Raw genomic sequence first — 25,379 nt, 5'->3', positions numbered from 1 at the left:
GGGAACACAGTGCAGACACTGCCGTACGGATCATGGCCCTCGCCCATCGACGCGGAACTCGCCGCCGAGCACGACGGGTCGCCCGAGTACGTGGGGTTCGTCGGCGACGAGGCGTGGTGGACCGAGCCCCGGCCCACCGAGGGCGGCCGGCGCACCCTGGTGCGACGGCGCTCCGACGGCTCCCAGGAGTCGGTCCTGGACGCGCCGTGGAACGTGCGCAGCCGGGTCATGGAGTACGGCGGCCACCCGTGGGCCGGTGCGGTGCTCGACGGCGGTGCGCTGGTCGTGTTCGTCAACTTCGCTGATCAGCGGCTGTACTGCCTGACGGAGGGTCAGGAACCGCGCCCGCTCACGCCGTTGTCCCCGGTCGGCGGCGGACTGCGGTGGGTGGAGCCGCAGTTGCGGCTCGAACTCGGTGAAGTCTGGTGCGTAATGGAGGAGTTCACCGGCGAGGCTCCCACCGATGTGCGGCGCGTGCTCGCCGCCGTGCCGCTGGACGGATCGGCCGCCGAGGAGCGTGGCGCCGTACGCGAACTCAGCGACGACCGGCACCGGTTCGTCACCGGCCCCCGCGTCTCGCCCGACGGACGGCGCGCCGCCTGGCTCGCCTGGGACCATCCGCGGATGCCCTGGGACGGGACCGAGCTGGTCCTCGCGGAGGTGGGCGCCGACGGCACGCTGAGCGGCGCCCGGACGGTCGCCGGAGGGCCCGAGGAGTCGATCGCCCAGGTGGACTGGGCGGGCGACGGCGCGCTGCTGTACGTCAGCGACCGCTCCGGCTGGTGGAACCTCTACCGGGACGACGTGCCCGTGTGTCCCCGCCCGGAGGAGTTCGGCGGCGCGCTGTGGAAGGTCGGGCAGCGCTGGTTCGCCCCGCTGGAGGGCGGTCCTGTCGCGGTCGTGCACGGGCGCGGGGCGACCACGCTCGGGATCCTGGACCCCGGGACCGGCGACGTCGTCGACACCTGCGGTCCCTGGACAGAGTTCGCGGCCACCCTCGCCGTGCACGGGGACCGGGTCCTCGCCGTCGGGGCCAGCCCGCGCAGCGCGGCCGAGGTCGTCGAGCTGGACACCCGTACGGGACGGGCCCGGGTCATCGGCGCCGCCCACCAGGACCCGGTCGACCCCGTGCACTATCCCGAGCCGCAGATCCGCACCTTCACCGGCCCGGAGGGCCGGGACATCCACGCGCACATCTATCCGCCGCACCACCCGGGGTGCACGGCGCCCGACGACGAGCTGCCCCCGTACGTCGTGTGGGCGCACGGCGGGCCGACCGGGCGGGCGCCTCTCGTGCTCGACCTGGAGATCGCCTACTTCACCTCGCGGGGCATCGGCGTCGCCGAGGTCAACTACGGCGGCTCGACCGGGTACGGGCGCGAGTACCGCGACCGGCTGCGCGAACAGTGGGGCGTCGTCGACGTCGAGGACTGCGCGGCCGTCGCCCTCGCCCTCGCCGACGAGGGCACCGCGGACCGCGCCCGGCTCGCCGTCCGGGGCGGCAGCGCGGGCGGCTGGACCGCCGCGGCCTCCCTCACCGGCACCGACGTCTACGCCTGCGGCACGATCCTCTACCCGATCCTCGACCTGGCGGGCTGGGGCTCGGGGGAGACCCACGACTTCGAGTCGCAGTACCTGGAGTCCCTGGTCGGCCCGCTCGCCGAGGTCCCGGGCCGCTATCTGGAGCGCTCGCCCGCCGAGCACGCCGCCGACATCACCGCGCCCTTCCTGCTGTTGCAGGGGCTGGACGACGTCATCTGCCCGCCCGTGCAGTGCGACCGCTTCCTCGCCCGGCTCGCGGCGGAGGGACGGCGCGTGCCGCACCGGTACATCGCCTTCGAGGGGGAGGGGCACGGCTTCCGGCGGGCGGACACGACAGTGCGTGTCCTGGAGGCCGAACTCTCCCTGTACGCACAGGTCTTCGGACTCAACCCGCCCGGCATCCCGACCCTGGAACTGGTCAAGTGAAGCCACTCGTCAGGCCGTCGAGGCTCGCGCCCGGTGCCCGCGTGGCCGTCGTCGCGCCCAGCGGGCCCGTGCGCGAGGAACGCCTGCAGTCCGGACTCGACCTGCTGCGCGGCTGGGGCCTCGACCCCGTCGTCGCACCTCATGTCCTGGACCGGCACGGGGAGTTCGACTACCTCGCGGGCACGGACGCCGACCGGGCCGCCGACCTCCAGGCCGCCTGGTGCGACCCCACGGTCGACGCGGTGCTCTGCGCCCGTGGCGGCTACGGCGCGCAGCGCATGGTCGACCTGCTCGACTGGGACGCGCTGCGGGCGGCCGGGCCCAAGGTGTTCGTCGGCTACAGCGACATCACCGCGCTGCACGAGGCGTTCGCGGTCCGGCTGGGACTCGCCACGCTGCACGGGCCGATGGTCTCCGCCGTCGACTTCCTCAAGAACGCGCGGGCACAGGAGCACCTGCGGGCCACGCTGTTCGACCCGGAGTCGGTACGGGTCATCGACGCCGCGGCCGGTCCGGCGCTGGTACCCGGGCGGGCCCGCGGTGTCACCCTCGGCGGCTGTCTGGCCATACTCGCCACCGAGCAGGGCACCCCGCACGCCCGGCCCGGTGCGCGCGGCGGACTGCTCATGATCGAGGACGTGGGGGAGAGCGCGTACCGGATCGACCGGGACCTCACCCAGCTGCTGCGCACCGGCTGGCTCGACGGCGTCGCCGGGATCGTCCTCGGCTCGTGGGAGAGGTGCGGCCCGTACGAGGGGCTGCGTGCCGTGTTCGCCGACCGGCTCGGCGGACTGGGGGTGCCGGTGCTGGAGGGGTTCGGGTTCGGGCACTGCGACGGGGCGCTGACGGTCCCCCTCGGGGTGGCCGCCGAACTGGACGCCGACGCGGGGACACTGACGCTGGAGGAACCGGCGCTGCGGTGAGGAGCGGGCCGGCTCCCGCTGCCGTCACCCGTCCGGCGTACCTCCGGGCGCGCGGGAAGCACTGGCCGGGCTCATGCTGGCCCCATGAGCCCGAAGACCTCCGAGAGCCGTGGCGACGCCGGTGGCGGGACCGGTGGTGCGCGGGGGCTGCTGACGCCCACCCGGGTCGCCGTCGGGGCGCTCGCCCTGCTCGCCCTGATCTTCATCTTCGAGAACACCCGCGCGACCAGGATCCGCCTGCTGATCCCCGAAGTGACCATGCCGCTGTGGATGGCGCTGCTCGGCACGGCGGCCATCGGCGCGCTCTGCGGGGCCTACTTCATGCGCCGCCGAAGGTGAACAAGGGCCGCGCGTAAGGTGACCGGGTGTCTGAGCACCGTGGATATCTCGCCGAAGGGCCCCGCGTGGGCATACGTCCGTTCACCTACGAGGACGGTGCCGAGTTCATCGACCGGGTGCGGGAGAGCAAGGCCCTGCACCACCCCTGGCTGGCCCCGCCGGCGAGCCCGGACGCCTACGCCTCGTACGCCGGGCGGCTGATCGAGGATCCGACGAAGGCCGGGTTCCTCGTGTGCGAGAAGGACGCCCGGGGTGCCGTCGCCGGGTTCGTCAACATCAACAACATCGTCCAGGGCGGCTTTCTGTGCGGTGCCCTCGGATACGGGGCGTTCGTCCATGCGGCCGGGCGGGGGCTGATGAGCGAGGGGCTCGGTCTCGTCGTCCGGTACGCCTTCGGGCCGCCGCTGCGGCTGCACCGGCTGGAGATCAACGTGCAGCCCGGCAACGCCGCCTCGATCGCCCTCGCCCGGCGCTGCGGCTTCCGGCTGGAGGGCTACTCGCCGGGTTTCCTCTACATCGACGGGGCCTGGCGGGACCACGAACGGTGGGCGATCACCGCGGAGATGCTGAAGCGGTGAGCGTGAGCACTCCGCCGGGCCGGGAGTCCGCTGTGGTGTCCGAGGGCCGTCGTGGCTCGTCGCGCAGTTCCCCGCGCCCCTTTCGGGGCGTTGCCCGTCGAGGCGCGGGCTCCCCGGCCCGGTGAGTGTCCCGGAGGTTCGCCCTCCTCAGCCGCCCGACAACTGCGGCAGCACCTTCGTGCGGTAGAAGTCGAAGAAGCCGCGCTGGTCGGGGCCGATCTGGCTGACGTAGACCCGGTCGAAGCCCGCGTCGGCGAAGGCGGACAGGGCCGCGAGGTGTTCGTCCACGTCCGGGCCGCAGACCGTCCTCTCGCTCACCATGGACTCGGTGACCAGCGGCTCCAGTTGCTCGAAGTGACGCGGCGTGGGCAGGATCTGGGCCATCTCGCCGGGCAGCAGCTGGTTGGGCCACAGCCGGTGCGCCGTACGGACGGCCTCCTCGCGGTCGGGGCCGTAGCAGACCTTCGTACCGCCGCTGACGAGCCCCGAGCCCCCGCCGCCCTTGCGGAACTGGGTCGTGAGGTCCTCGTCGGGACCCATGGTGATGTAGCCGTCGCCCACGCGGGCCGCGAGCGCCGTGGCCTGGGGGCCGAAGCCGGAGACGTCGATCGGGACGGGCTCGTCGGGGACGGTGTACAGGCGGGCGTTCTCGACGGTGTAGTGGACGCCACGGTGGTTGACCTCCTCGCCGGTGAAGAGCCGGCGCATCACCTGGATCGCCTCCTCCAGCATCTCCAGGCGGGTGCGCGCGGGCGGCCACCGGTCGCCGAGGACGTGCTCGTTCAGTGCCTCGCCGGTGCCGACGCCGAGCCGGAAGCGGCCGTCGGTCATCACCGCGCTCGTCGCCGCGGCCTGCGCCACCACCGCCGGGTGCATCCGCACGGTCGGGCAGGTCACGGCCGTCTGGACGGGCAGCGACACCGCCTGCGACAGCGCGCCGATCACCGACCACACGAAGGGGCTCTGGCCCTGGGCGCCGTTCCACGGGTGGTAGTGGTCCGAGATCCACAGCGCCTGGAACCCGGCCTGTTCGGCCTGCCTCGCCTGCTCGACGAGTTCCGCCGGACCGAATTCCTCGCACGCGAGGAAGCAGCCGTACTCGGGCATGGGGGAAGCACCTCCGGAAAAGGGCGGGTCGGGGTGTGCTCCGGGTACCCAGAAGGAGACGGGGAAACCGGCGGGGGAGGCCGGACCGCGGCTGACCCAACCGGTCCCGCACGGACGTCCGGGCGCCCTGAGCAGGCGACGCGGACGGCTCCGTACGTCGCGAACCGCTGCGGCCCGAGTACCGGAATCCGGTACTCGGGCCGCACAGCACCCTGTTCTCCAGGGGGTCGATCACTTGCCGATGCCGGCTACCAGCGGTACCAGCGACCCCTTGATCCGCTCGCGCTCGTGCCCCGCACCAGGAAGCCCAGTAGCCAGACGACAAGCACGATCAGTGCGATCCACCAGAGGATTTTCACCGCGAATCCGGCCCCGAAGAGAATCAGAGCCAGCAGCAGTACTAGCAGAATGGGAACCATTGTGAACCTCCTGGACTCCGAGTTTCCCGAAATCGGCGTCTCAGTCATCCGTGGAGGGAATCAGTCGGCCTTTCGGCAGAGGATCTCCCCGTGCGGGACGGTGAACCAGGCGTCCTCCCGCCGTCCCCATTCCCGCCAGGCCTCCGAGACCGCCCGCAGCCGCTCCGGAGTGGCCAGCCCGCCTTCCGTGGCCCGGTCCGCGTACGCCGACGCGAGTGTCCGGTCCGCCCACAGGCCGCTCCACCAGGCGAGCTCGTCGCTGTCCGCGAACGTCCAGGTGCTGGACGTGGCCGTGATGTCCGTGAGCCCGGCCCGCAGCGCCCAGGACTTCAGGCGACGCCCCGCGTCCGGCTCGCCCCCGTTGGCCCGGGCCACGCGCCGGTACAGGTCCAGCCAGTCGTCCATGCCCTCCGACGCCGGATACCAGGCCATGGCCAGGTAGTCCGACTCGCGGACGGCGATGTACCCGCCCGGTTTGGTGACCCGGTGCATCTCGCTCAGTGCCCGCACCGGATCGCCCACGTGCTGGAGCACCTGATGGGCGTGGACCACACAGAACGTGTCGTCCGGGAAGTCCAGCGCGTGGATGTCCGCGACCGCGAACTCGACGTTGCCCAGGCCGCGTTCGGAGGCCGTGGCCCTGGCCCGGTCCAGGATGCCCGGTGCCCGGTCGACGCCGGTGACCTGCCCGTCGGGGACCAGTTCGGCCAGGTCGGCGGTGATCGTGCCCGGGCCGCAGCCGATGTCCAGGATCCTCATGTGCGGCTTCAGCGAGCCGAGGAGGTAGGCCGCCGAGTTGGCGGCGGTGCGCCAGGTGTGCGAGCGGAGCACGGACTCGTGGTGCCCGTGCGTGTAGACGGCGGTCTCCTGCGGCTGCGACTGCGGCTTGGACATGGCCGTGCCCCTTCTCGTCTTCTCGAACGACCCGCTTCGAACGACTCGCTCCTCACCGTACGCAGTCGTGCCGAATAATGAGACCCGCGTCTTGGAATATGGACACCGTCCGTCAACGGCCGTCCGCCGGGGGTCAGTTCTGGTCGAGCGGCCGGTAGACGGTCAGCGCCTCCGCGAGTTTTTCGAGCGTCACCCCGCCCGCCACCTCGGTGACTTCGCCGTCGTACGCGAGGAGGGTGCCCGGAGCCACGTCGTCCCACTGGAGACGGTGGACGAGGGCGCCCGCGTGAGCGTGGTGGCGGCCGGCCGGCACGGGACCCAGCCGGCGGCGGGCGCCGCTGCCCGCGAACGGCAGCCACAACGGGCGCCGCCCTCCCAGGAGTTGCACCTTCCGCGGATGGCGGTCGGCACGCAGGACATGTACCGCCCCGAGCACCCCGGCCGGCCGACCACCGATCCGGTCGGACCAGCGCTCCCGCTCGCGCTCGCGCACCGGGTCCGGGCGGACGCCCAGGCCGCAGGTGTTGAGGAAGACGCCCTCCTGGTCCCCGGACCGGAACCGGCCCACGTCCACGCGCACCGCCTCGCCCCGGCGCACCGCGCGGCCGGCGGCCCGTGCGTCCTCGACGCCCAGGTCGAGCGCGAAGCGGTTGAGCGTGCCGCCGGGCACCACCGCGAGCGGGAGTCCGTGGGTCAGGGCGATCCCGGCGGCCGTGTTCACCGTGCCGTCGCCGCCGCACACCCCGAGCACCCGGCAGCGGGCCGCCGCCTTCTCCAGCTCGGCCCGCAGATCCTCCGGCGCGCACTCCACGATCTCCGCCAGCGGCAGCGCGTCCTCCAGCGCGCGGACCCGGTCCGCCGTACCCGCCGCCGTGTTCGCGACCAGGACCAGGCCCTCGCCGTCGGGCAGCGCCGGGGCCGTGGCGTGCGGCCGGGCCGGGGACGCGGAGAGATCGCGGGTCGGCGCGAGCCTCCGTACGGCGAACGCGGCGCCCGCGCCCAGGACCGCGCCCGCCAGCACGTCACTGGGGAAGTGGACGCCGGTGTAGACACGGGACATCGCCACCGAGAAGGCGACCGGCGCCACCAGCGCGCCCAGCCCCCGGGACTCCAGGGCGACACCGGTCGCGAAGGCTGCCGCCGACGCGGAGTGACCGGACGGGAACGACGTCGTGATCGGCTGCCGCTTCAGCTGCCTGACCGTCGGTACGGCGTCCAGCCCGGGGCGGGGGCGGCGTACCGAGCGCTTGCCGACCGTGTTGATCGTCGCGGAGGCCACGGCGAGGGAGGCGAGCCCCCGGACGGCGGCCCGGCGGGCCCGGGGACTGCCCGTCGCCGCCAGGGCGGCGGCCGTCGCGAACCACAGGACACCGTGGTTCGCGCTGCGGCTCAGCCTCGGCAGGACGCGCTCGGCGCCCGGCCAGTGCCGGGTGGCGGCGGTCTCGAACAGCCAGGAGTCGAGTTTCAGCAGGTTCTCGCGCAGGGCGTGACGGCCGAGCTGTGGGACGGTGAGGTCGATGATGTCTGCGGTCATGAACCTCTGGGTACCCTGAAGAGAGCCTTTTTGTCTTGTCGCGCCGGTCAAAGGGCTTGTCGCGAGGTCGTGGGGCGGGAGGGAAGCCATATGCGTCTGCTGCTCGTCCGTCACGGTCAGACCCCGTCGAACGTGCGATTCCTGCTGGACACCGCGGTTCCGGGACCCGGACTGACCGAGCTGGGGGAGCGGCAGGCCGCCGCGCTGCCGGAGGCGCTCGCGGGCGAGGACATCGACGCGCTGTACGCCTCCACACTGACCCGCGCACAGTTGACCGCCGCCCCGCTGGCCGGGGCGCGTGGCCTCGGCGTACAAGTGCGGGACGGCATCCGGGAGGTGGCCGCCGGGGACCTGGAGATGCGGGGCGACTCCGAGGCCGCGCACACGTACATGACCACCCTGTTCGCGTGGGCGGCCGGTGACACGGAGCTGCGGATGCCGGGCGGGGAGAACGGTGCCGAGGCGCTCGGACGGTTCGACGCGGTCGTCGCGGAGGCCGCCGACGGCGGAGCCGGCACGGTCGCCATGGTCAGCCACGGGGCCGCGATCCGGATGTGGGCGGCGGCCCGCGCGGACAACATCGACGTGCCCTTCGCCGCCGGGCACCGGCTCGACAACACCGGTGTGGTCGTCCTGGAGGGGTCCCCGGCGGAAGGGTGGAAGGCCCTGTCCTGGGCGGGCGCCGCTGTCGCGGAGACCGGGTCGGACACCGGGAGCGGGCCTGCCGGCGAGCGACTCGGCCCCGCCGGGTAGCCGGGATTCCCGCCGCGGGCCCGATGGGGGCCGGTCGCACGGTTCCCCGCGCCCCTTCCGGGACGCCGGTGCGCACCGGCGCCGACCGGAACCGTCTGCCCGCGCGCGTGTGCCGGCGGCCGTGCGTTTATGGGTTTGCCGGGGGTCGCTGTCGGCCCGCAGAATGCGCCTCATGGGACACCTCGAAGCAGCGCACCTTGAGTACTACCTTCCCGACGGGAGGGCGCTGCTCGGCGATGTGTCGTTCCGGGTGGGCGAAGGGGCCGTCGTGGCCCTCGTGGGACCCAACGGCGCCGGGAAGACGACCCTGCTGCGGCTGATCTCCGGCGAGCTGAAACCGCACGGCGGGACCGTCAACGTGAGCGGCGGGCTCGGCGTGATGCGCCAGTTCGTGGGCTCCGTACGGGACGAGACGACCGTACGGGACCTGCTCGTGTCGGTCGCCACCCCGCGGATCCAGCAGGCGGCCAAGGAGGTCGACCTCGCCGAGCACGGCATGCTGACCGTCGACGACGAGGCGGCCCAGCTCCAGTACGCCCAGGCCCTCTCCGACTGGGCCGAGGCGCGCGGCTACGAGGCCGAGACACTGTGGGACATGTGCACCACCGCCGCGCTCGGGGTGCCGTACGAGAAGGCCCAGTGGCGGCTCGTGCGCACCCTCTCCGGCGGTGAGCAGAAGCGGCTGGTGCTGGAGGCGCTGCTGCGCGGCACGGACGAGGTGCTGCTGCTCGACGAGCCCGACAACTACCTCGACGTACCCGGCAAACGGTGGCTGGAGGACCGGCTCGCGGAGACCCGCAAGACCGTTCTCTTCGTCTCCCACGACCGGGAGCTGCTCTCCCGGTCCGCGCAGAAGATCGTGTCCGTCGAACCCGGCCCCGCAGGCGCGGACGCGTGGGTGCACGGCGCCGGGTTCGCCACCTATCACGAGGCGCGGGCCGAACGGTTCGCGCGCTTCGAGGAGTTGCGCCGGCGCTGGGACGAGAAGCACGCCCAGTTGAAGAAGCTGGTGCTGAACCTTCGTCAGGCGGCCTCCATCAGCCATGAGTTGGCGTCCCGCTACCAGGCCGCGCAGACCAGGCTGAGGAAGTTCGAGGAGGCGGGGCCGCCGCCCGAGCCGCCGCGCGAGCAGGACATCACCATGCGGCTCAAGGGCGGCCGTACCGGCGTAAGGGCCATCACCTGCAAGGGACTTGAGCTGACCGGGCTGATGAAACCCTTCGACCTGGAGGTCTTCTACGGCGAACGGGTCGCCGTTCTCGGCTCCAACGGCTCCGGCAAGTCGCACTTCCTGCGGCTGCTCGCCGGTGACACCGTGAACCACACGGGCGAGTGGAAGCTCGGCGCGCGGGTCGTGCCCGGGCACTTCGCGCAGACGCATGCCCATCCCGAACTGGAGGGCCGTCCGCTCCTCGACATCCTGTGGTCTGAGCACTCGCAGGACCGGGGCGCGGCCATGTCCCGGCTGCGCCGCTACGAGCTGACCGCCCAGGCCGAGCAGCGCTTCGAGCGGCTCTCCGGGGGCCAGCAGGCCCGTTTCCAGATCCTGCTCCTGGAACTGGAGGGGGTCACGGCGCTGCTGCTGGACGAGCCGACGGACAACCTCGACCTGGAGTCCGCCGAGGCACTCCAGGAAGGCCTGGAGGCGTTCGAGGGCACGGTTCTCGCCGTCACGCACGACCGTTGGTTCGCGCGTTCCTTCGACCGGTATCTGGTCTTCGGCAGCGACGGGCGGGTCCGCGAGACCTCCGAGCCCGTGTGGGACGAGCGGCGGGTGGAGCGGGCCCGGTAAAGAGTCGCTTCGCCTGTGCGGCCAGGGGTACCCGGGCCGTACGGAAGAACTCGACGACTGGGGTGCCACCATGAACGGAGTCGATCCGGCCCGACTGGACGACCAGCAGCTCATGAAGGAGCTGGAGACGATCCACCGCACCCGTCACGACACGCTGCTGCACGCGTCGAACGGCGCGCTGCGCGCCCACAACGACCGTATGGCGCAGCTGGAGGGCGAGTACCTGCGCCGCCATCCGCGCCGTCCGGTCGCCACGGGCCGCACCCGTGCGGGCGCCCGGGACCGGGACGGCGCGCAGGAGTGAGCGAAGGTGCCGCCGCCCGGGGCCCGAGGGCTCCCGGCAGCGGCACCGGCCGCGGCGGTGGATCTCAGCGGCGCACCGGGGGAGTATCCCAGTGCCGATGGGCCGCGACCGCCGCGACGAGGGCGGGGCTGTCACCGGCCGACCAGTGGCCGATGGCCGTCAGGACGATCCGAGGACGTTCCGCGACGCACTCGTGTCCGAGGTCGGCAGGGAGGCGTCGCGGATCCGCACCTGCGCGTCGGCCGGGCTCGGGCCGCCCGGCCACCCCGCCGGGCGGCCCGAGCCCGCCGGAGGACTCGGGCACCGGTTCTCCGCCGCCGCCTCCGGCGGTCGCCGTCTGCCGGGGCTCGGTGGGTTCGACCTGTTCGGCGCCCTGGTGGGCGGTCGGAAACGCGATGCCCATGAGTTCCACCAGATTTCGGGGATGCTCGCCGCGTACCCGACGATCCGCTGCCGACACGCGCCGGCGGTGCCTCAGCTACAGGTCATGTCCGAGGACGGGCCCCTGGTCCCGGTCGGGCGGTGACCTCCGAGAGGGTGAGAGCGGAGTGCTCCGCGGAGCACTCGACGACCACCCGGACCGGGGAGCCGCAGGCGGTGTGGCGAACGTCGAGCACCGGTCCCTCGGAGCCGAGCGCGTACGCCTCGCCCCACTGGCTCAGCGCCATCAGGACGGGCCACAGGTCCCAGCCCTTGCGGGTCAGACGGTATTCGTTGCGGGAGCGGCTGCCCGGCTCCCGGTAGGGGACGGTCCTCATGACGCCGGCCGCGATCAGCTTCCGGAGGCGGTCGCTGAGAACGGCCTCCGACAGGCCGATGTGACGGTGGAAGTCGTCGAATCGCCGGACTCCGTTGACGGCGTCACGCAGGATCAGCAGCGTCCATTTCTCCCCGACCACGTCGAGCGTGCGCTGGACGGGGCAGTTCTCCGTGCTCGCCTCAAGCCACTCCATGCCGCCATCGTACGGCGCTGGCTTCGTCATTGACAGTCAGGTGAGGCGACAGCTAGCTTCGCTTGGAAAAGTCAGATGGGAGGCGCTCGGCCATGGGGCGAACGCGTACGTATCAGTGGGAAGACCCGGCGATCCTGGCGGAGGCCGCCAGACGCATGACCGGCCTCGACTTCCTGCGCGAGCTTCAGGCGGGGCGACTGCCGGCGCCGCCCGTCAACTACGCCGTCGACTTCACCCTGACCGAGGTGGAGCACGGCAGGGCCGTCTTCTCCCTGACGCCGGGGGAGGAGCACTACAACCCGATCGGCAGCGTGCACGGCGGCATCTTCGCCACCCTCCTCGACTCGGCGGCGGGGTGCGCCGTCCAGTCGACCCTCCCGCAGGGCATGGCGTACACCTCGCTCGACCTGACGGTGAAGTTCCTTCGGCGGATCACCGTGGACACGGGCGTGGTGCGCGCCGTCGGCACGATCGTCAACAAGAGCCGTCAAACCGCCCTCGCCCAGGCGCAGTTGGTCGACGCCAAGGACCGTCTCCTCGCGCACGCCACCAGTAGCTGCCTGCTCTTCCCGGTGCCGCCCCCGCAGGGCTGACCTGCGCGCCGGCCGGACCGCTTCCTCGGCCGGCCGGGTGGCCCGGTGGCCGGGGCTGTCGGCGCGGGCCGTCCCCCAGGAGCGGGTGGTGACCGCGGAGGGTTCACCCGATTGGTGGACCGTATGGGGGGCGGCAGGCCTGGCCGGGCGCGCGGAGGACCCCGACGGCCGGCGCCGGCGGCCGGTGCGCCCGACCTCGCTGGACGAAGAGGCGGCGGTACGTGCCTCCCGGGTCCCCCCGACGAACCTCCGGCGCTGCTTCGTACGGCCCTCCTCGCAGCGGACTTCGCACGATTCACCGAGGACCCTCGCGTCCTCGCGGCCCAGTGTCCTCGCACCCTCGGCCGCACGGTCGGGGCTTCCTGTCTCGCCCGGCCTGACCTGCGACCTCGCGGCAACGCTGATCTAATGACGTCAGCCATCCCGGTATGGCCCACATCACAGGGGTCAGGAAATATCTGATGAGTCAGCTACTGTTTGGTCAGGTGAATCGCTCGCAGAAAGTGCGGGCTCCCCACGCTGCCGAGGTCCTTGATGAAGCTCGTCCATGTCTTCGATGCCTACTGCGGTTGGTCGCACGGGTTCTCCGGAACCCTGAGTGAGGTTGTCTCCCGTCATCCGGACGTACCGGTGGAGGTGGTCTCGGGTGGGCTGTTCACGGGGTCGCGTCGGGTGCCGGTCCGGGAGTTCGGGTACGTCCAGGGTGCGAACGCGCAGATCGCCGAGCTGACAGGTGCCGAGTTCGGTGCTGCCTACGAGGGACTGATCGCCGACGGTTCGTTCGTGATGGACTCCGAGGTCGCCGCGCGCGGGTTCGCGGCGCTGCGTGCGGCGTCCCCCGCGCGCGCGGCGGAGCTGGCCATCGCGCTCCAGCGCGCCTTCTACGTCGACGGCCTCAGCCTCTCCGAGGCGGCGACCTACCGGACGGTCGCCGAGGCGGCCGGCCTGGACGCCGACGCCGTGGTGGACGCCTTCGAGGGGCCCGGCGTGCGGGTCGCGGCCGGAGCCGACTTCCATCGGGCCGCCTCCCTGGGCGTCACCGGCTTCCCCACCCTGCTGGCCGCCGACGGCGACCGGGTCACCGTGCTGGCGCGGGGCCACGCCACCGCCGACGAGGTCGACCGGCGGCTCGCGACCCTCCGCACCCCCTGAATCCTCCTTTCCTCACCCCGCACCCCTCACTCGCAAAGGAACCGCCATGAGCGCCCTGTCCTTCAAGGTCCTGGACCTGGACTTCCCGGCCGGCAGCAAGAACAAGACCGCGACGCTTGTCACCGGTGAGACCGACGCCCTGCTGGTGGACGCCGCGTTCACCCGCGCGGACGGCCACCGCCTGGCCGCCGAGATCCTCGACTCGGGCAAGACGCTGACCACGGTCTTCGTCTCCCACGCCGACCCCGACTTCTACTTCGGCGCCGAGGTGATAGCGGACGCCTTCCCCGACGCGGTGTTCGTGGCGACGCCGCTGGTCATCGAGCACATCCGGGACTCCTACGAGGGCAAGCTCAAGGCGTGGGCCGCGCTTGGCCCCAACCTGCCCACCCGCCTGGTGGACCTTCAGCCGCTGACCGGTGACGCCCTGACCCTGGAGGGCCACCGTTTCGAGCTCAAGGGCGGCCCGGCCGCCCTGCCCGACCGCCACTACCTGTGGCAGGCCGAGGCGCGCGCCCTCCTGGGCGGTGTGCTGCTCTTCCAGCAGGAGCACGTGTGGGTCGCCGACACCGCCACTCCCGGTGACCGTGCCGCCTGGGTCGACCTGCTCGACGAGATGGCCGCCCTCGCCCCGGAGCTGGTGGTCCCCGGCCACCGGCTGCCCGGCACCGCGGCCGACGCGACCGCCATCTCCGCCACCCGCGAGTACCTCCTCGGCTTCGAGGAGGAGCTCGGCAAGGCGGCCGACGGCGCCGCGCTGACGGAAGCGCTCGTGGCCCGCTACCCGGACAACGGGATGCTGATCGCCGCGCAGATCGGTGCGAAGGTCGCCAAGGGCGAGATGAAGTGGGGCTGACCATGGCCGAGTTCGAGACTTCCGCGGCGCCCGCCGACGTCGTACGCCGTCAGTACCTGGCCTCCGCCGCCGGTGACCTGGACGCCCTGCGGGCGACCCTGGCCCCGGACGTGGAGTGGACGGAGATGGCGGGCTTCCCGCTGGCCGGCACCTACCGCACCCCCGACGGCGTCACCGCCAACGTGATGGAGCGGCTGGGCAAGGACTGGGAGGGCTGGACCGCGCACGACGACACCTATGTCGTGGACGGCGAGAACGTCGTCGTCCTGGCCCGCTACACCGCCGCCAACAAGGCCACCGGCAAGTCGATCGACGTCCGTGTCGCCCACCACTTCGTCGTGCGCGGCGGACTCATCGTCCGCTTCGAGCAGTTCGTGGACACCGCCCTCGTCCGCGACGCGATGACCGTCTAGACACACCGTCCAGCACTCGAAGAACAGGAGAGGCGCATGTCCGCTGCCGACAACACGGCGCTCGTCGTCGCGTTCTATGAGCAGGCGTTCAACGACTACCAGCCGGAACAGGCCGCCGCCGCGCATCTCGGCGACAGCTACATCCAGCACAACCCCGAGGCCCAGGACAGTCCGCAGGCGTTCGTCGGCTACGTCCACTGGCTGCACGGTCAGTTCCCCGAGCTGCGCCTGGACATCAAGCGGACGGTCGCAGAAGGGGACTTGGTGGTCACCCACAGCAACCTGCACCTCAAGCCCGGCGACCGGGGCATGGCCGTCGCGGACTTCTGGCGCGTCGCCGACGGGAAGATCGTCGAGCACTGGGACGTGATCCAGGAGGTGCCCGAGAAGAGCGCCAACGACAACACCATGTTCTGAGGTCAGTCCCCGTCCCGGGACCCGTGTCCCCGTCCCGGGACCCGCTCGGCCTCACAGGTCGCGTGACCTTACGTCGGCCTGCGCACCCCCCCCGTGCGCCGCGGCACATACCGCGGCGCACAGACCCCCACGTGAGGACGCTTCGCGCCGTTGCCGAGCCGTGCGGCGCCGCTCCAACTAGCCCTGAGCTCTTCGCCCTTCCGTGTTGTGGCCGCCGAGCCCCAGCCCTGCCGCCGGCCGTCCAGAAGGAGTGAACCGCTCGGGCCGCGTCCCGAAGCCGTATCCCTCCGGCGGTATCCCCTCCGGCCGCGCGCCGAACGGCGAATCCGACTTCCTGACCAGGTGACGGCTGTCCTGACCGAAGCCGCCCTCTGCGCTGCCGGTGTCACCGTCGCAGCGCTTCTTCCCCCCCATGAGAAGGGTTTCACCCACATGCGGTCGGGTTGCTGGCCTGCTTCAGGATCGCGGCCCGCTGCCCCCAGGGCCCGGCCGGTGACCGGCTCCGGCATGTCCGGGGCGACGTCCTCGGCGTAGGAGTGCGGGCAGACCTCCTGCCGGGACAGCCGAGACCTCGTCATCGGACAGCACTCTCGAAAAACTGTTTGGCGCGTATGGGGCGGGGCAGGCGCAGCAACAGTGCTTCGGACAGGAGGCACGTCCGTGGGAGCGGTGGATCACCGACCCGGGTGTGTCTGTCCCGGTTGTGCGCACTCTCCCTCGGGGACCCGTCCAACCCGAGCACTCCTAGGGAGTTGCGACGCAACATGCGAACTCACACGAGTCCGAAGCGACACCCCCACAACGACGCCCCCGACACCGCGGAGGCGTTCCGCAGGCTCGCCGCGCTCCCTCCGGGGCCGCAGCGCGACACCCTCCGGGCGAAGATCGTCGAGGCCTGGCTGCCCATGGCCGACCGGCTCGCCGGCCGTTTCCGGAACCGGGGCGAGGGCCTGGACGACCTGCGGCAGGTGGCCGCGTTGGGCCTGGTCAAGGCCGTAGACCGCTACGACCCCGCGCTCGGCAACGCCTTCGAGAGCTACGCCGTTCCCACCGTCACCGGTGAGATAAAGCGCCACTTCCGCGACCACATGTGGACCCTGCACGTGCCTCGCCGGGTCCAGGACCTGCGCAACCGCGTACGGTTCGCCGCGCAGGACCTCTCGCAGACCATCTCGGGCCGCCGGCCCACCGTCGCCGAGATAGCCCAGCACGCCAACATGACCGAGGAGGACGTCAAGGTCGGCCTGGAGGCGCTGGAGAGCTTCACCGCGCTCTCCCTCGACGCCGAACTGCCCGGCAGCGAGGACGGATACTCCCTCAGCGACGCCCTCGGCGCACCCGACCCGGCCCTCGACATCGTCATCGACCGTGAGGCCGTCAAGCCCCGGCTACAGGCACTGCCCGAGCGTGAACGCGCCATCCTCTACATGCGGTTCTTCGGGGACATGACCCAGAGCTGCATCGCCGAGCAGCTCGGCATCTCCCAGATGCACGTCTCCCGTCTGATCAGCCGCTCCTGCAACCGGCTGCGGGACCAGGTCATGAGGGACGCGGCCTGAGCAACTGCTGTTCCCGGCCGTCCCGTTGACCGGAGGTCGGGAGCCGGGCAAGCGGGGAACGCGGGAGCGGGGCCGGAACGAACGGCCGCCGTCACCCGCCCCGGCCGCCCTGGAACACGGGGCGCCCGTCGGCTCGGCCGACCCGGGCGAACGAGTGCCGTCGGCCCGCGTACCGGGCCACGACTCCCGGCCAGGGGTCTCCGATACCGTTTCCCCCGCGCCACGCCGCGCTCGACGAGCTGGAACCGGGCCGGAGCGGCTCGGCACCGCCCCGCGCACCTGGCCCGTCCTCGACCGGCCGTGCGCCCTCCTCATGCACGTCCCGCGGGCACGAGCAGTGTCACCCGCTCGGGCGTGTCCGTCCCGCGAATGGTGCCCGGCCGCGCGCGCCCCGCCGCCGGGCGGGCTGTCATGGGGTGCGGGGCATCACCCGACGTGCCCCGCAGCCGCCGCTCGAAGGAGCCCAGCCATGCGCCGCACCGCCCGTGTCCTGTCCGCCGCCGCCCTGGCCGGTGCCGTGCTGGGCGCCGCCGCCCCGGCCGTGTCCGCGGACGCCGCCGGGGAGGTCAGCCCGGGCACCGTCGGCCCCGGCGGCACCGTCACCGTCTCCGTGGCCTGCGACGCGACCGGCGGAACCCCGCCCGCGACCATCGACGCGCACTCGCAGAGCTTCGAGCAGGGCACCGTCCAGCTCCAGCAGGTCCCCGGCAACGACGACCAGGTGACCGGCCCCGCCTACAGCGGCACCGCGAGGATCGCGCCCGACTGGAGTTTCGAGGGCGCCCAGAACGCGAGCGCCCCCGCCGCCGAAGGGTCGGCCGACGGTACGTGTCCCGGGCAGGGCGGGGCCCAGGGCAAGGCGTGGAAGGCGACGTTCACGGTGACGCGCGACGGCACCGGCACCTGCGGCACCGGCTCCCACGGCGGCGACTCCCGGAGCGGCGACTTCCAGGACGTGTCCGGCTGCCCCACACACCCCGCCGAGCCCGCACCCACGCCCGCGCCGGTGCAGCGCGGGGTGCAGGCCGGGCAGGGCGGCGCCTTCACCGACTCGGTGCCCGCGCTGGTCGCCGGGGGAGTGCTGATCGCGGGCGCGGCCGGGGCCGCCGTACACCGGCTGCGCCGCAGGAGAACGGCCGTACGCGGCTGACCCGGGTGCGGCCCCGGTACAGGGGAAGCAACCCGGGCGGGCTCCCACGGGTCACTGTGACTGTGGGTGCGCGCAGCCGTAGCCACGGCAGGTACAGACACCGCACCAGCAACCCCGCGGAGGCACGCATGCGGCCGACGGATCCCCAGGGGCACGGCCCCGTCCGCTACGGCCCGCCGTTCCCCGGCGACGGACTCCCCGTACTGCCCGAACTCGCCGCCGTGCTCGCCGCCGCGGCCGGTCGCCCCGACGCCCAGCCGCCCGGCGGCGGCCCCGCGCTCCTCGGCGCGGCCTGCGGCTACTGGGCCCGGCGCGGACTGCCGGCCGGGCCCGACCGGGTGGCCGCCGCGCCCGGCGCCCCCGCTCTGCTGCACGCGCTGACCGCCGCGATCGGCGGCGACGTCCTGGTGCCCCGGCCCTGCGCGGCCTGGTGGGCGCCCCAGGTACGGGCGTTGGGCAGGTCCGTGTTCCATGTGGCCGCACCGGCCGAGTGCGGGGGCGTGCCGGACCCGTACGCCCTGCTGGAGACCGTACGGAGGGTGCGCGCCGAGGGCGGTGATCCCCGGCTGCTCGTACTGTCCGTGGCGGACGACCCGACGGCCACCGTGGCGCCGCCCGAACTCCTCCACGAGACCGTCGAGGCAGCCGCGGGGGAGGGGCTCCACCTGGTCAGCGACGAGACCTGGCGCGACACCCTGCACCGGCCCCACGACACCGTGCTGCTCAGCCCGGCCGAGATGCTGCCCGAGAAGGTCACCGTCATCACCGACCTGTGCGGCGCGCTGCTGCCGCCGGGCTGGCCCGCGGCCCTCGCCCGCTTCCCCGCGAACGCCTCCGGCGACGCCCTACGCGCGCGCGTGCTCGACGTACTCACCGCGCTCGGCGCCCGCATCGCCGAACCGGTCGCCGCCGCCGCCGGCTACGCGCTCGGCGAGCCCGAGCCCGTCACCGAACGGCTCACCGCCGCCGTACGCCTGCACGCGCGCGTGGCCACCGCCGTGCACAGCGCGGTCGTCGCCGCGGGCTGTCTGGCCCGGCCGCCGAGGGCCGGCCGTCATCTGTACGTCGATCTCGGCCCCCTGCGGACCGCGCTCGGCGCCCGCGGCGTCGGTGACGCCCAGGAACTGGAGGACCACCTCACCGCCCGGCTCGGGATGCCCGTGCCGGGCGGGCACCGGTTCGGGGACGACCTCGCGGCACCGCGCGTCCGGCTGGACACGGGCGCGCTGCTAGGCGACACGCCCGAGGAACGAACACAGTCGCTCACATCACCCGAACCACTGGAACTGCCACACGTGCGACGCGCGTTGGCCTTGGTGGGATCGATCTTCGACGATCTCTGTGACGACGCTCAGCGACGGGAGCCTCCTCGATGACGCAGCAGTCCGAGTCGACCACGAGCACCAGCACAGGTACGAGCGCGACCACGACTTCGACCACGAGCGCGCCCACCACGACCGAGGCACTCCAGCCGCCGCGCGGGAACCGGGTGTGGCCCCGGTCCTTCGCCGACCGGCTGACCACCCCGCTGCCCGGCCTGATGGGCATGGCCAGATTCGCCAGAGAAGGCGCGGTACGGCCGACGCCGGAAGGCCTCGCCGACATTCCGAGGCTGCCCTTCGAACCCGGCCCGCTGCCCCGCGTGGACGCGCGCACCGTCGCCGCCTCCTGGGCCGGGCACGCCAGCTGGGTGGTCAGGATCGGCGGGCTCACCGTCCTCACCGACCCGGTCTGGTCCCGCCGCATCCTCGGCACACCGGCCCGGATCACCCCCGTGGGCGTCGCCTGGAGCGCGCTGCCGCGCATCGACGCCGTCGTCATCAGCCACAACCACTACGACCACCTCGACGCCCCGACCCTGCGCAGACTCCCGCGCGACACCCCGGTGTTCGTGCCGGCCGGGCTCGGCCGCTGGTTCCGGCGGCGCCGGTTCACCCACGTCACCGAGCTGGACTGGTGGGAGGCCGCCGAACTGCGTGGCGTCCGCTTCGACTTCGTCCCGGCCCACCACTGGTCCAAGCGCGGCCTCACCGACACCTGCCGGACCCTCTGGGGCGGCTGGGTCCTCACCGACCTGGACGGGCAGCGCGTCTACTTCGCGGGCGACACCGGGTACGGCCACTGGTTCACCCGCATCGGGCAGCGCTATCCGGGCATCGACCTCGCGCTGCTGCCGATCGGCGCGTACGACCCGCGCTGGTGGCTCAGCGACGTCCACTGCGACCCCGAAGAGGCGGTACAGGCCGCCATGGACCTCGGTGCGCGCCGGATGGCGCCCATGCACTGGGCGACCTTCGTCCTGTCGGCCGAACCGGTCCTCGAACCGCTGACCCGGGTACGGACCGCCTGGGAGAAGGCCGGCCTGGCCCGCGAGGACCTGTGGGATCTGCCGGTCGGTGGTTCGCGTGTGCTGACCTGACGCGCCGGGCGGGCGGGAAAAGCACGGATCCCTGCCGGGTGCGATGCGCTGTGCGCGGTGCGCGAGCGGCAGGCACACGGACCCCGCCCGCCACCCCGTGCGCGCGGGCCCCGGCCCGCTCACCCGCCGGCTGCGCTGCCCGGCACGAGGAGAGAAGGTCTGCGGGCCGGGCCTGCCGCGTGCGCGCGGGTTCCGGCCCGGATCCTCTCGCGCCAGGCGCTACCGCCCAGGCCGACTCCGCCATCCACGCAGGCGCACACGCGTGGGCGGGGCACCGGGCCCCCTTCCCGATGCCCAGCCGTCGCTCGAAGCGACTGCCCGACGCGCGGGCGCGGGCCGAGACAAGCACGGACCGCGCGCGGCGGGGCCGACCCTGCCCTGCCCCGCCCCGCCCCGTCCCGGTTCTCCTGCTCGGTCAGGCTGTCCTGCGGATCCCGCGGACCCGCCGCCATGCGCCGGGTGCCGCGCTGATCGTCAGTGCCAGTGCTACCGCCGCCACCACGCCCTCCCAGGGCTCGTCGAAGAGCGAACCGCCGAGGACGCCGATCAGCTGGTACGTCGCGGCCCATGCGAGGCAGGCCGGGACGTCGCCGCGGGCGAAGCGGCGTACCGGCCACTTCGCCAGCAGGCAGGCCAGCATCACCGGGATGCGGCCGGCCGGCACCAGCCGGGACAGCACCAGGACCGTCACCCCGTTCTCGCTCAGCTTCCGCTGGGACTGCGCGAGACGGTCCTCGGGCGCCCGTGACCGGATCGCGGCCAGCCAGCGCGAGCCGTTCCGGGAGTCCATCCCGCGCCGGCCCAGCCAGTAGAGCGCCACGTCCCCGAGGAACGCGGCCAGCGCGGCCACCGCGAACACCAGGACCATGGCGAGCGGCGCGGTCTGGTGATAGGCCACCACGGCCGCCGAACTCACCAGTGCCCCCGTGGGCACCACCGGCACCAGCGCCCCGATCAGCACCAGCAGGAACAGCGTCGGATAGCCGATCGCCTGCCCCGCCGCCCCCTGTCCCGAGGTCGACGCGGCGGCCAGGACCACGATCACCGTGCGACCTCCAGGCGCACGCTCTGCCCGTGGTCCAGCCGGTACACGTCGACCGTGGGCGCCCGTTCCGCCGCGAGCCGCACGAACTCCTCGCCCGGCGCGTGGAACTCATGGGGGCGTACGGCGTCCATCCCGATCGGCCAGTACGTGCCGTAGTGCACCGGCACCGCACTGCGCGGGGCCAGCCGGGCCAGCGCCTCCGCCGCCCGCTCCGCGTTGAGATGCCCCTCGCCGAGATACGGCCCCCAGCCGCCCACCGGCAGCAGCGCCGCGTCGACCGGCCCGACCTCCTCGGCCATCGACGCGAACAGGCCCGTGTCCCCGGCGAAATACGTCCGTGCCTCGCCCTCGATCACATAGCCGAGCGCGGGCGCCCGCTGCGGCCCGACGTTCAGCCGCCGCCCGTCGTGCCGCGCGGACACGGCCCGTACGAGCAGGTCGCCGACCTTCGTGTGGTCCCCGGCGACCACCTCCGTGATCCGGAGATGCGCCAGCCGGCGCGACAGGCCCGGCACCGCCTTCGGCGCGCCCCGGGGCACGATCAGGCGCGAGCCCGGCGCGAGGCGCGCGAGGGAGGGGACATGGAGGTGGTCGGAGTGCAGATGGGAGACGAGCGCCACGTCCGCGCGCCATGCGCCGGGCGGGGGCAACTCGCCCCGTCGACGGCGCAGATGGGCGAGCCGGCGTACGAACAGGGGGTCGGTGAGCACGCGTACGCCCGAGTCCTCGACCGTACAGGTGGCGTGCCCCCACCACGTGATCTCCACCGGCACCCCTTTGCCTCCTTCGCGCGACTCCCCGAAGACTACGGGCAGGAGTAGGGTCGGCGGGAAACCGCGGGGCGAGTGGGGAAACCCCGAGGTGAACGGGGAAGCCCGGAGCTTAGGGGGACGCCATGGGACACGCGCACGCCGCCGTCGGCCTGCCCGGCCCGGTACCGCGGGTCACCGCGATCGCCAGCCTGACGCCGCTCGAAGAGCTGGACGAGGAGCCGTTCCTCGTCGACTCGCGCAGTCAGCACGCGATGTGCGCCCGCTGGGCCGCCGAGCACGGCTACGTCGTCACCCGGGAGTTGCTCGTACGGGGTCTGCGCGCGGACCACTGCGCCCTGTGGGACGGCGTCGAACCGGGCCTCGACCTCTTCGTCGCGCCCAGCCGTCGGGTCCTGGAACAGGCGCTCACCTCGGTCGACGAGTTCACCGCCGAGTGCGCGCGGCGCGGGGTACGGGTGGAGACGGTGGGCCGCGCGGAGCCGTCGTACGACGCCCAGATGAAGGCCAGGGTCCACCGCCGCCTCTCCATGCCGACCGCCGGGTACGACGGCCGCTGAACCTTCACCCGGCACGCCCGGCGCCGCCCGCCCGTTGTGACAGGGTGGGCCCAGGCCAGCCGTGGGGACGGGCCAGGACGTGAGGTGTGCGGGACGTGGGTGCGGGGCGTTGGCGGCGGATCGTCAGCCAGATCGGGCGGAGCGTCGCGGTGTGGGCCGTGTCGACGCTGACGATGCTGGTGCTCGCCGGCATTCTGCCGGACTTCCAGATCCGCTCCGGGGACGGCGACAGCGCCACCCGGATCGCGGTCACCGCGGCCGTCGGCGCGGGCGCGTTCGGTCTGCTGTCGGCGCTGGCCTGGCCGGTGCTGGTCCGGCTGCTGCTGCTCGTGCCCGCCCTCGTACTGGGCCTGCTGGTCTTCTTCCTGAACGGCGCGCTGCTGCTCGTGGCCCTGCGGCTGACCCCGGCCGACCGCCCCGAGGCGGCTCCGGAGACGGCGGTGGTGGTCGCCGCGGTGATGTCCGCGGTGGCCTCCGCGACGGGCGCCGCACTGGCCGTACGGGACGACGACGCCTACCGAAGACGTCTCTACCGCCTCGCCGACCGACGCGGTACCGCGCGGGTGTTCGAGGGTCCCACGACGCCCGGCGTGGTGTTCCTGCAACTCGACGGCGTCGGACACGACGTCCTCGTCCGCGCCGTGGAGAAGGGACTGATGCCGACCGTGGCGGGCTGGCTGGGCACCAGCCACCGGCTCACCCCCTGGCGCACCGACTGGTCCAGTCAGACCGGCGCCAGCCAGCTCGGCATCCTGCACGGCACCAACCACGACATCCCCGCCTTCCGCTGGTACGAGAAGGACACCGGCGAGGTCATGGTCTGCAACCGGCCCACCAGCGCCGCCGAACTCCAGCGCCGGGCCGTCGAACGCACCGGCGACGGCGGCCTGCTCACCTTCGACGGGGCCAGCCGGGGCAACCTCTTCAGCGGCGGCGCCGACGAGCAGGCCCTCGTGCTGTCCACCGCGCTGCGGCGACGCGGCCGGGAGAACCGTTCCCGCGCGGGCTATTTCGCCTACTTCTCGGACCCCGCCAACGCCGTCCGTACCGCACTGTCCTTCGTCGCCGAGGTCGGCCGCGAGATCGGCCAGTCGACCGTGGCCCGGATGCGCAAACGGCGCCCGCGGATCGCGCGCGGCGGCCTCTACCCCTTCATCCGCGCCTTCGCCACCGTCATCGAGCGGGACGTGGTCGTCGCCGCGGTGATGGGCGACATGCTCGCCGGGCGCACCGCCGTCTACGCCGACCTGGTCGCCTACGACGAGGTCGCCCACCACTCCGGGCCGCACAGCCGGGACGTCGAGAAGGTCCTCCAACGCCTCGACCGTTCCGCCGCGTTGATCGCGCAGGTCGCCGAACACGCACCCCGCCCGTACCGGATCGTCCTCCTCTCCGACCACGGGCAGAGCCCCGGCGAGACCTTCCGCGGACGGTACGGGCTCGGCCTCGGCGACCTCGTGAGGGCCGGCTGCGGACTGCCCGTGCCGCGGAAGGCGCGCCGCACCCACAGCGGGGCCGAGGCGCGGGCAGCCGTGCGCGCCGCGCTGCACAGGCCCGTCGAGGAGAACGGTGGGTGGCACGTGCCCCCGGGTCACCACTCCGAACCGTTGGTGCTGGCCTCCGGCAACCTCGGGCTCATCTCCTTCCCGGACGTGCACCACCGCATGACCAAGGAGGAGATCGACGCCCGCCATCCCGCCCTGCTCACCACCCTCGCCAACCATCCCGGCATCGGCTTCGTCCTCGTCCGCAGCGAGGAGCACGGCGGGGTGGTGCTGGGCGCGCACGGCGCGGAGATCCCGGTGGACGCGCTGGACGACGAACACCCCGGCCCGCTGGCCGACTTCGGGCCCGGCGCGGCGAACGCGGTCCGCCGTACGCACTCCTTCCCGCACACCGCCGACATCATGGTCAACTCCTGGTACGACCCCGCCGAGGGCGAGGTGCTCGCCTTCGAGGAGCAGATCGGCTCGCACGGCGGACTCGGCGGCGACCAGGGCAGACCCTTCGTGATGGCGCCCCTCGGGCTGACGGCGGCGGTCGAGGAGGGGGAGGAACTCGTCGGCGCCGAGCACCTGCACCGCGTACTGCGGGGCTGGCTGCGCGAGTGCAACGGGCCGCAGGTGCCGCTGGAGGTCCCCGGGGACCACCGGGTCGCCTGAGCGCGGGCCGCCGGGGAACCGGCCGCGCACCGTTCGTACCGGACCTCGCGCCTTCGCGCGCGCCGTCGACCGCGAACCGTTCCCGGTGACTGTGCGGGAGAAACTCCCGCAGATCGTGGTCCGGTTCCGCAGGATGCCCGTCTGCCGTTCACCGCACGGAGGGTGGTCTTTCGCGTGCCGTGAGCCGGAGTGTGATCGGATGGGGGGATACGGACTCCCGGCTTCGGGACCACATGCGAAAGGAAGAACCGTGGCTACCACGCGCTCTGCACACACCGTCTGGGAAGGCAACCTGCTGGAGGGCAACGGCGTTGTCACCTTCGACTCCTCCGGTGCCATCGCCGAGCAGCCCGTGACGTGGGCCTCGCGCGCACAGGACGCGAACGGCAAGACCAGCCCCGAGGAGCTGATCGCCGCCGCCCACTCCAGCTGCTTCTCCATGGCGTTCTCGCACGCCCTGGCCGGCGCCGGCACTCCGGCGACCAAGCTCGTGACCTCGGCCGACGTCGTCTTCCAGCCGGGTGAGGGCATCACCGGCATCCACCTCACCGTGGAGGGCACCGTGCCGGGCATCGACGAGGACGCCTTCGTCGCCGCCGCCGAGAACGCCAAGGAGAACTGCCCGGTCAGCAAGGCCCTGACCGGCACGACGATCACGCTGTCGGCGAAGCTCGCCTGACGTTCGCCACGCCCCTGCCGCGCTCCTCGATGTCCGAGGT

At 73.0% G+C, this 25,379-nt stretch carries 27 protein-coding genes; 19 read left to right on the top strand and 8 right to left on the bottom strand.

The features are described 5' to 3' along the window. Nucleotides 1-9: 9 nt before the first annotated feature. The 4 genes from OG595_RS06750 to OG595_RS06735 all read left to right on the top strand — a co-directional run bounded on the left by OG595_RS06750 (nt 10) and on the right by OG595_RS06735 (nt 3,808). The gene (locus tag OG595_RS06750; protein ID WP_329268919.1) at nt 10-1,968 is read left to right on the top strand and encodes a prolyl oligopeptidase family serine peptidase; all 1,959 of its coding nucleotides are present in this window, start codon (nt 10-12) and stop codon (nt 1,966-1,968) included. Beyond that, the gene (locus tag OG595_RS06745) at nt 1,965-2,891 is read left to right on the top strand and encodes a S66 peptidase family protein (RefSeq protein ID WP_329268917.1); all 927 of its coding nucleotides are present in this window, start codon (nt 1,965-1,967) and stop codon (nt 2,889-2,891) included. The genes OG595_RS06750 and OG595_RS06745 overlap by 4 nt, the downstream gene beginning before the upstream one ends. Nucleotides 2,892-2,975: 84 nt before the next feature. Further along, entirely contained in the window at nt 2,976-3,230 is a 255-nt protein-coding gene (locus OG595_RS06740; RefSeq protein WP_329268915.1) for a LapA family protein, read from the top strand. Between the two features lie 26 nt (nt 3,231-3,256). Then, nucleotides 3,257-3,808, top strand: a complete 552-nt coding sequence (locus OG595_RS06735) for a GNAT family N-acetyltransferase (protein WP_329268912.1) — start codon at nt 3,257-3,259, stop codon at nt 3,806-3,808. Nucleotides 3,809-3,955: 147 nt separating this feature from the next. Here OG595_RS06735 and OG595_RS06730 read toward each other — a convergent pair whose 3' ends face one another. From OG595_RS06730 to OG595_RS06715, 4 genes are all read right to left on the bottom strand, one after another. After that, a complete protein-coding gene (locus OG595_RS06730) occupies nt 3,956-4,915 on the bottom strand; it encodes an LLM class F420-dependent oxidoreductase (protein WP_329268909.1) in 960 nt (319 codons plus the stop codon). 248 nt (nt 4,916-5,163) lie between these two features. Next, on the bottom strand, nt 5,164-5,334 hold the full coding sequence (locus OG595_RS06725) for a hydrophobic protein (RefSeq protein ID WP_164319181.1): 171 nt from the start codon (nt 5,332-5,334) through the stop codon (nt 5,164-5,166). Between the two features lie 60 nt (nt 5,335-5,394). After that, nucleotides 5,395-6,228 (bottom strand): class I SAM-dependent methyltransferase, encoded by an 834-nt coding sequence (locus OG595_RS06720; RefSeq protein ID WP_329268905.1) that lies wholly within the window; start codon nt 6,226-6,228, stop codon nt 5,395-5,397. 133 nt (nt 6,229-6,361) lie between these two features. After that, nucleotides 6,362-7,762 carry a bifunctional phosphatase PAP2/diacylglycerol kinase family protein gene (locus OG595_RS06715; RefSeq protein WP_329268903.1) on the bottom strand — a complete coding sequence of 467 codons (1,401 nt, stop codon included), beginning with the start codon at nt 7,760-7,762 and terminating at the stop codon, nt 6,362-6,364. A gap of 90 nt (nt 7,763-7,852) precedes the next feature. Here OG595_RS06715 and OG595_RS06710 point away from each other — a divergent pair, with 90 nt between their 5' ends. The 3 genes from OG595_RS06710 (at nt 7,853) to OG595_RS06700 (ending at nt 10,611) form a co-directional block, all read left to right on the top strand. Next, entirely contained in the window at nt 7,853-8,515 is a 663-nt protein-coding gene (locus OG595_RS06710) for a histidine phosphatase family protein (RefSeq protein WP_329268901.1), read from the top strand. Between the two features lie 172 nt (nt 8,516-8,687). Beyond that, complete coding sequence (locus OG595_RS06705; protein WP_329268900.1) at nt 8,688-10,307, top strand: ABC-F family ATP-binding cassette domain-containing protein; 1,620 nt, start codon at nt 8,688-8,690, stop codon at nt 10,305-10,307. A 70-nt stretch (nt 10,308-10,377) separates the two neighbouring features. Next, nucleotides 10,378-10,611, top strand: a complete 234-nt coding sequence (locus OG595_RS06700) for a DUF6158 family protein (RefSeq protein ID WP_329268898.1) — start codon at nt 10,378-10,380, stop codon at nt 10,609-10,611. A gap of 64 nt (nt 10,612-10,675) precedes the next feature. On the opposite strand, the gene OG595_RS06695 is transcribed toward OG595_RS06700, so the two are convergent. Beyond that, nucleotides 10,676-11,014, bottom strand: coding sequence for a hypothetical protein (locus OG595_RS06695; protein WP_329268896.1), 339 nt, complete (start codon nt 11,012-11,014; stop codon nt 10,676-10,678). Nucleotides 11,015-11,096: 82 nt separating this feature from the next. Further along, entirely contained in the window at nt 11,097-11,564 is a 468-nt protein-coding gene (locus OG595_RS06690; RefSeq protein WP_329268894.1) for a winged helix-turn-helix transcriptional regulator, read from the bottom strand. A gap of 92 nt (nt 11,565-11,656) precedes the next feature. On the opposite strand from OG595_RS06690, the gene OG595_RS06685 reads away from it, so the two are divergent. The 9 genes from OG595_RS06685 (at nt 11,657) to OG595_RS06645 (ending at nt 20,123) form a co-directional block, all read left to right on the top strand. After that, entirely contained in the window at nt 11,657-12,157 is a 501-nt protein-coding gene (locus OG595_RS06685) for a PaaI family thioesterase (protein WP_329268893.1), read from the top strand. Between the two features lie 534 nt (nt 12,158-12,691). Further along, nucleotides 12,692-13,309, top strand: a complete 618-nt coding sequence (locus OG595_RS06680; protein ID WP_329268892.1) for a DsbA family protein — start codon at nt 12,692-12,694, stop codon at nt 13,307-13,309. Between the two features lie 46 nt (nt 13,310-13,355). After that, nucleotides 13,356-14,165, top strand: coding sequence for an MBL fold metallo-hydrolase (locus OG595_RS06675; protein ID WP_329268890.1), 810 nt, complete (start codon nt 13,356-13,358; stop codon nt 14,163-14,165). A 2-nt stretch (nt 14,166-14,167) separates the two neighbouring features. Continuing rightward, nucleotides 14,168-14,578 (top strand): nuclear transport factor 2 family protein, encoded by a 411-nt coding sequence (locus OG595_RS06670; RefSeq protein ID WP_329268887.1) that lies wholly within the window; start codon nt 14,168-14,170, stop codon nt 14,576-14,578. 36 nt (nt 14,579-14,614) lie between these two features. Beyond that, entirely contained in the window at nt 14,615-14,995 is a 381-nt protein-coding gene (locus OG595_RS06665; protein WP_329268885.1) for a nuclear transport factor 2 family protein, read from the top strand. 764 nt (nt 14,996-15,759) lie between these two features. Further along, nucleotides 15,760-16,554, top strand: coding sequence for an RNA polymerase sigma factor SigF (locus OG595_RS06660; protein WP_329268884.1), 795 nt, complete (start codon nt 15,760-15,762; stop codon nt 16,552-16,554). 469 nt (nt 16,555-17,023) lie between these two features. Then, on the top strand, nt 17,024-17,704 hold the full coding sequence (locus tag OG595_RS06655) for a hypothetical protein (RefSeq protein ID WP_329268882.1): 681 nt from the start codon (nt 17,024-17,026) through the stop codon (nt 17,702-17,704). A 128-nt stretch (nt 17,705-17,832) separates the two neighbouring features. After that, a complete protein-coding gene (locus tag OG595_RS06650; RefSeq protein ID WP_329268880.1) occupies nt 17,833-19,080 on the top strand; it encodes an aminotransferase class I/II-fold pyridoxal phosphate-dependent enzyme in 1,248 nt (415 codons plus the stop codon). Beyond that, nucleotides 19,077-20,123: an MBL fold metallo-hydrolase gene (locus tag OG595_RS06645; RefSeq protein ID WP_329268878.1), complete on the top strand. Its 1,047-nt coding sequence runs from the start codon at nt 19,077-19,079 to the stop codon at nt 20,121-20,123. The genes OG595_RS06650 and OG595_RS06645 overlap by 4 nt, the downstream gene beginning before the upstream one ends. A 415-nt stretch (nt 20,124-20,538) precedes the next feature. On the opposite strand, the gene OG595_RS06640 is transcribed toward OG595_RS06645, so the two are convergent. Both OG595_RS06640 and OG595_RS06635 read right to left on the bottom strand, forming a co-directional pair. Beyond that, entirely contained in the window at nt 20,539-21,165 is a 627-nt protein-coding gene (locus OG595_RS06640; protein ID WP_329282695.1) for a DedA family protein, read from the bottom strand. After that, nucleotides 21,165-21,941: an MBL fold metallo-hydrolase gene (locus OG595_RS06635; protein ID WP_329268876.1), complete on the bottom strand. Its 777-nt coding sequence runs from the start codon at nt 21,939-21,941 to the stop codon at nt 21,165-21,167. The genes OG595_RS06640 and OG595_RS06635 overlap by 1 nt, the downstream gene beginning before the upstream one ends. Before the next feature lie 122 nt (nt 21,942-22,063). Here OG595_RS06635 and OG595_RS06630 point away from each other — a divergent pair, with 122 nt between their 5' ends. From OG595_RS06630 to OG595_RS06620, 3 genes are all read left to right on the top strand, one after another. Further along, a complete protein-coding gene (locus tag OG595_RS06630; RefSeq protein ID WP_329268874.1) occupies nt 22,064-22,498 on the top strand; it encodes a hypothetical protein in 435 nt (144 codons plus the stop codon). Nucleotides 22,499-22,584: 86 nt separating this feature from the next. Further along, complete coding sequence (locus tag OG595_RS06625; RefSeq protein ID WP_329268872.1) at nt 22,585-24,660, top strand: alkaline phosphatase family protein; 2,076 nt, start codon at nt 22,585-22,587, stop codon at nt 24,658-24,660. Nucleotides 24,661-24,910: 250 nt separating this feature from the next. Continuing rightward, nucleotides 24,911-25,339 (top strand): OsmC family protein, encoded by a 429-nt coding sequence (locus OG595_RS06620; protein WP_329268870.1) that lies wholly within the window; start codon nt 24,911-24,913, stop codon nt 25,337-25,339. Nucleotides 25,340-25,379 lie beyond the last annotated feature (40 nt).

It is taken from the genome of Streptomyces sp. NBC_01451 (assembly GCF_036227485.1).
GTDB lineage: Bacteria > Actinomycetota > Actinomycetes > Streptomycetales > Streptomycetaceae > Streptomyces.
The sequence above is the reverse complement of the archived record's forward strand: the minus strand, read 5'-3'. Positions and strand labels throughout refer to the sequence as shown.

Excerpts from the sequence above, each read along its gene's own strand:
- OG595_RS06740 (WP_329268915.1), top strand. The coding sequence starts at position 2,976 with ATGAGCCCGAAGACCTCCGAGAGCCGTGGCGACGCCGGTGGCGGGACC.
- OG595_RS06730 (WP_329268909.1), bottom strand. The coding sequence starts at position 4,915 with ATGCCCGAGTACGGCTGCTTCCTCGCGTGCGAGGAATTCGGTCCGGCG.
- OG595_RS06725 (WP_164319181.1), bottom strand. The coding sequence starts at position 5,334 with ATGGTTCCCATTCTGCTAGTACTGCTGCTGGCTCTGATTCTCTTCGGG.
- OG595_RS06720 (WP_329268905.1), bottom strand. The coding sequence starts at position 6,228 with ATGTCCAAGCCGCAGTCGCAGCCGCAGGAGACCGCCGTCTACACGCAC.
- OG595_RS06715 (WP_329268903.1), bottom strand. The coding sequence starts at position 7,762 with ATGACCGCAGACATCATCGACCTCACCGTCCCACAGCTCGGCCGTCAC.
- OG595_RS06710 (WP_329268901.1), top strand. The coding sequence starts at position 7,853 with ATGCGTCTGCTGCTCGTCCGTCACGGTCAGACCCCGTCGAACGTGCGA.
- OG595_RS06705 (WP_329268900.1), top strand. The coding sequence starts at position 8,688 with ATGGGACACCTCGAAGCAGCGCACCTTGAGTACTACCTTCCCGACGGG.
- OG595_RS06700 (WP_329268898.1), top strand. The coding sequence starts at position 10,378 with ATGAACGGAGTCGATCCGGCCCGACTGGACGACCAGCAGCTCATGAAG.
- OG595_RS06695 (WP_329268896.1), bottom strand. The coding sequence starts at position 11,014 with ATGGGCATCGCGTTTCCGACCGCCCACCAGGGCGCCGAACAGGTCGAA.
- OG595_RS06690 (WP_329268894.1), bottom strand. The coding sequence starts at position 11,564 with ATGGAGTGGCTTGAGGCGAGCACGGAGAACTGCCCCGTCCAGCGCACG.
- OG595_RS06685 (WP_329268893.1), top strand. The coding sequence starts at position 11,657 with ATGGGGCGAACGCGTACGTATCAGTGGGAAGACCCGGCGATCCTGGCG.
- OG595_RS06680 (WP_329268892.1), top strand. The coding sequence starts at position 12,692 with ATGAAGCTCGTCCATGTCTTCGATGCCTACTGCGGTTGGTCGCACGGG.
- OG595_RS06675 (WP_329268890.1), top strand. The coding sequence starts at position 13,356 with ATGAGCGCCCTGTCCTTCAAGGTCCTGGACCTGGACTTCCCGGCCGGC.
- OG595_RS06670 (WP_329268887.1), top strand. The coding sequence starts at position 14,168 with ATGGCCGAGTTCGAGACTTCCGCGGCGCCCGCCGACGTCGTACGCCGT.
- OG595_RS06665 (WP_329268885.1), top strand. The coding sequence starts at position 14,615 with ATGTCCGCTGCCGACAACACGGCGCTCGTCGTCGCGTTCTATGAGCAG.
- OG595_RS06660 (WP_329268884.1), top strand. The coding sequence starts at position 15,760 with ATGCGAACTCACACGAGTCCGAAGCGACACCCCCACAACGACGCCCCC.
- OG595_RS06655 (WP_329268882.1), top strand. The coding sequence starts at position 17,024 with ATGCGCCGCACCGCCCGTGTCCTGTCCGCCGCCGCCCTGGCCGGTGCC.
- OG595_RS06650 (WP_329268880.1), top strand. The coding sequence starts at position 17,833 with ATGCGGCCGACGGATCCCCAGGGGCACGGCCCCGTCCGCTACGGCCCG.
- OG595_RS06645 (WP_329268878.1), top strand. The coding sequence starts at position 19,077 with ATGACGCAGCAGTCCGAGTCGACCACGAGCACCAGCACAGGTACGAGC.
- OG595_RS06630 (WP_329268874.1), top strand. The coding sequence starts at position 22,064 with ATGGGACACGCGCACGCCGCCGTCGGCCTGCCCGGCCCGGTACCGCGG.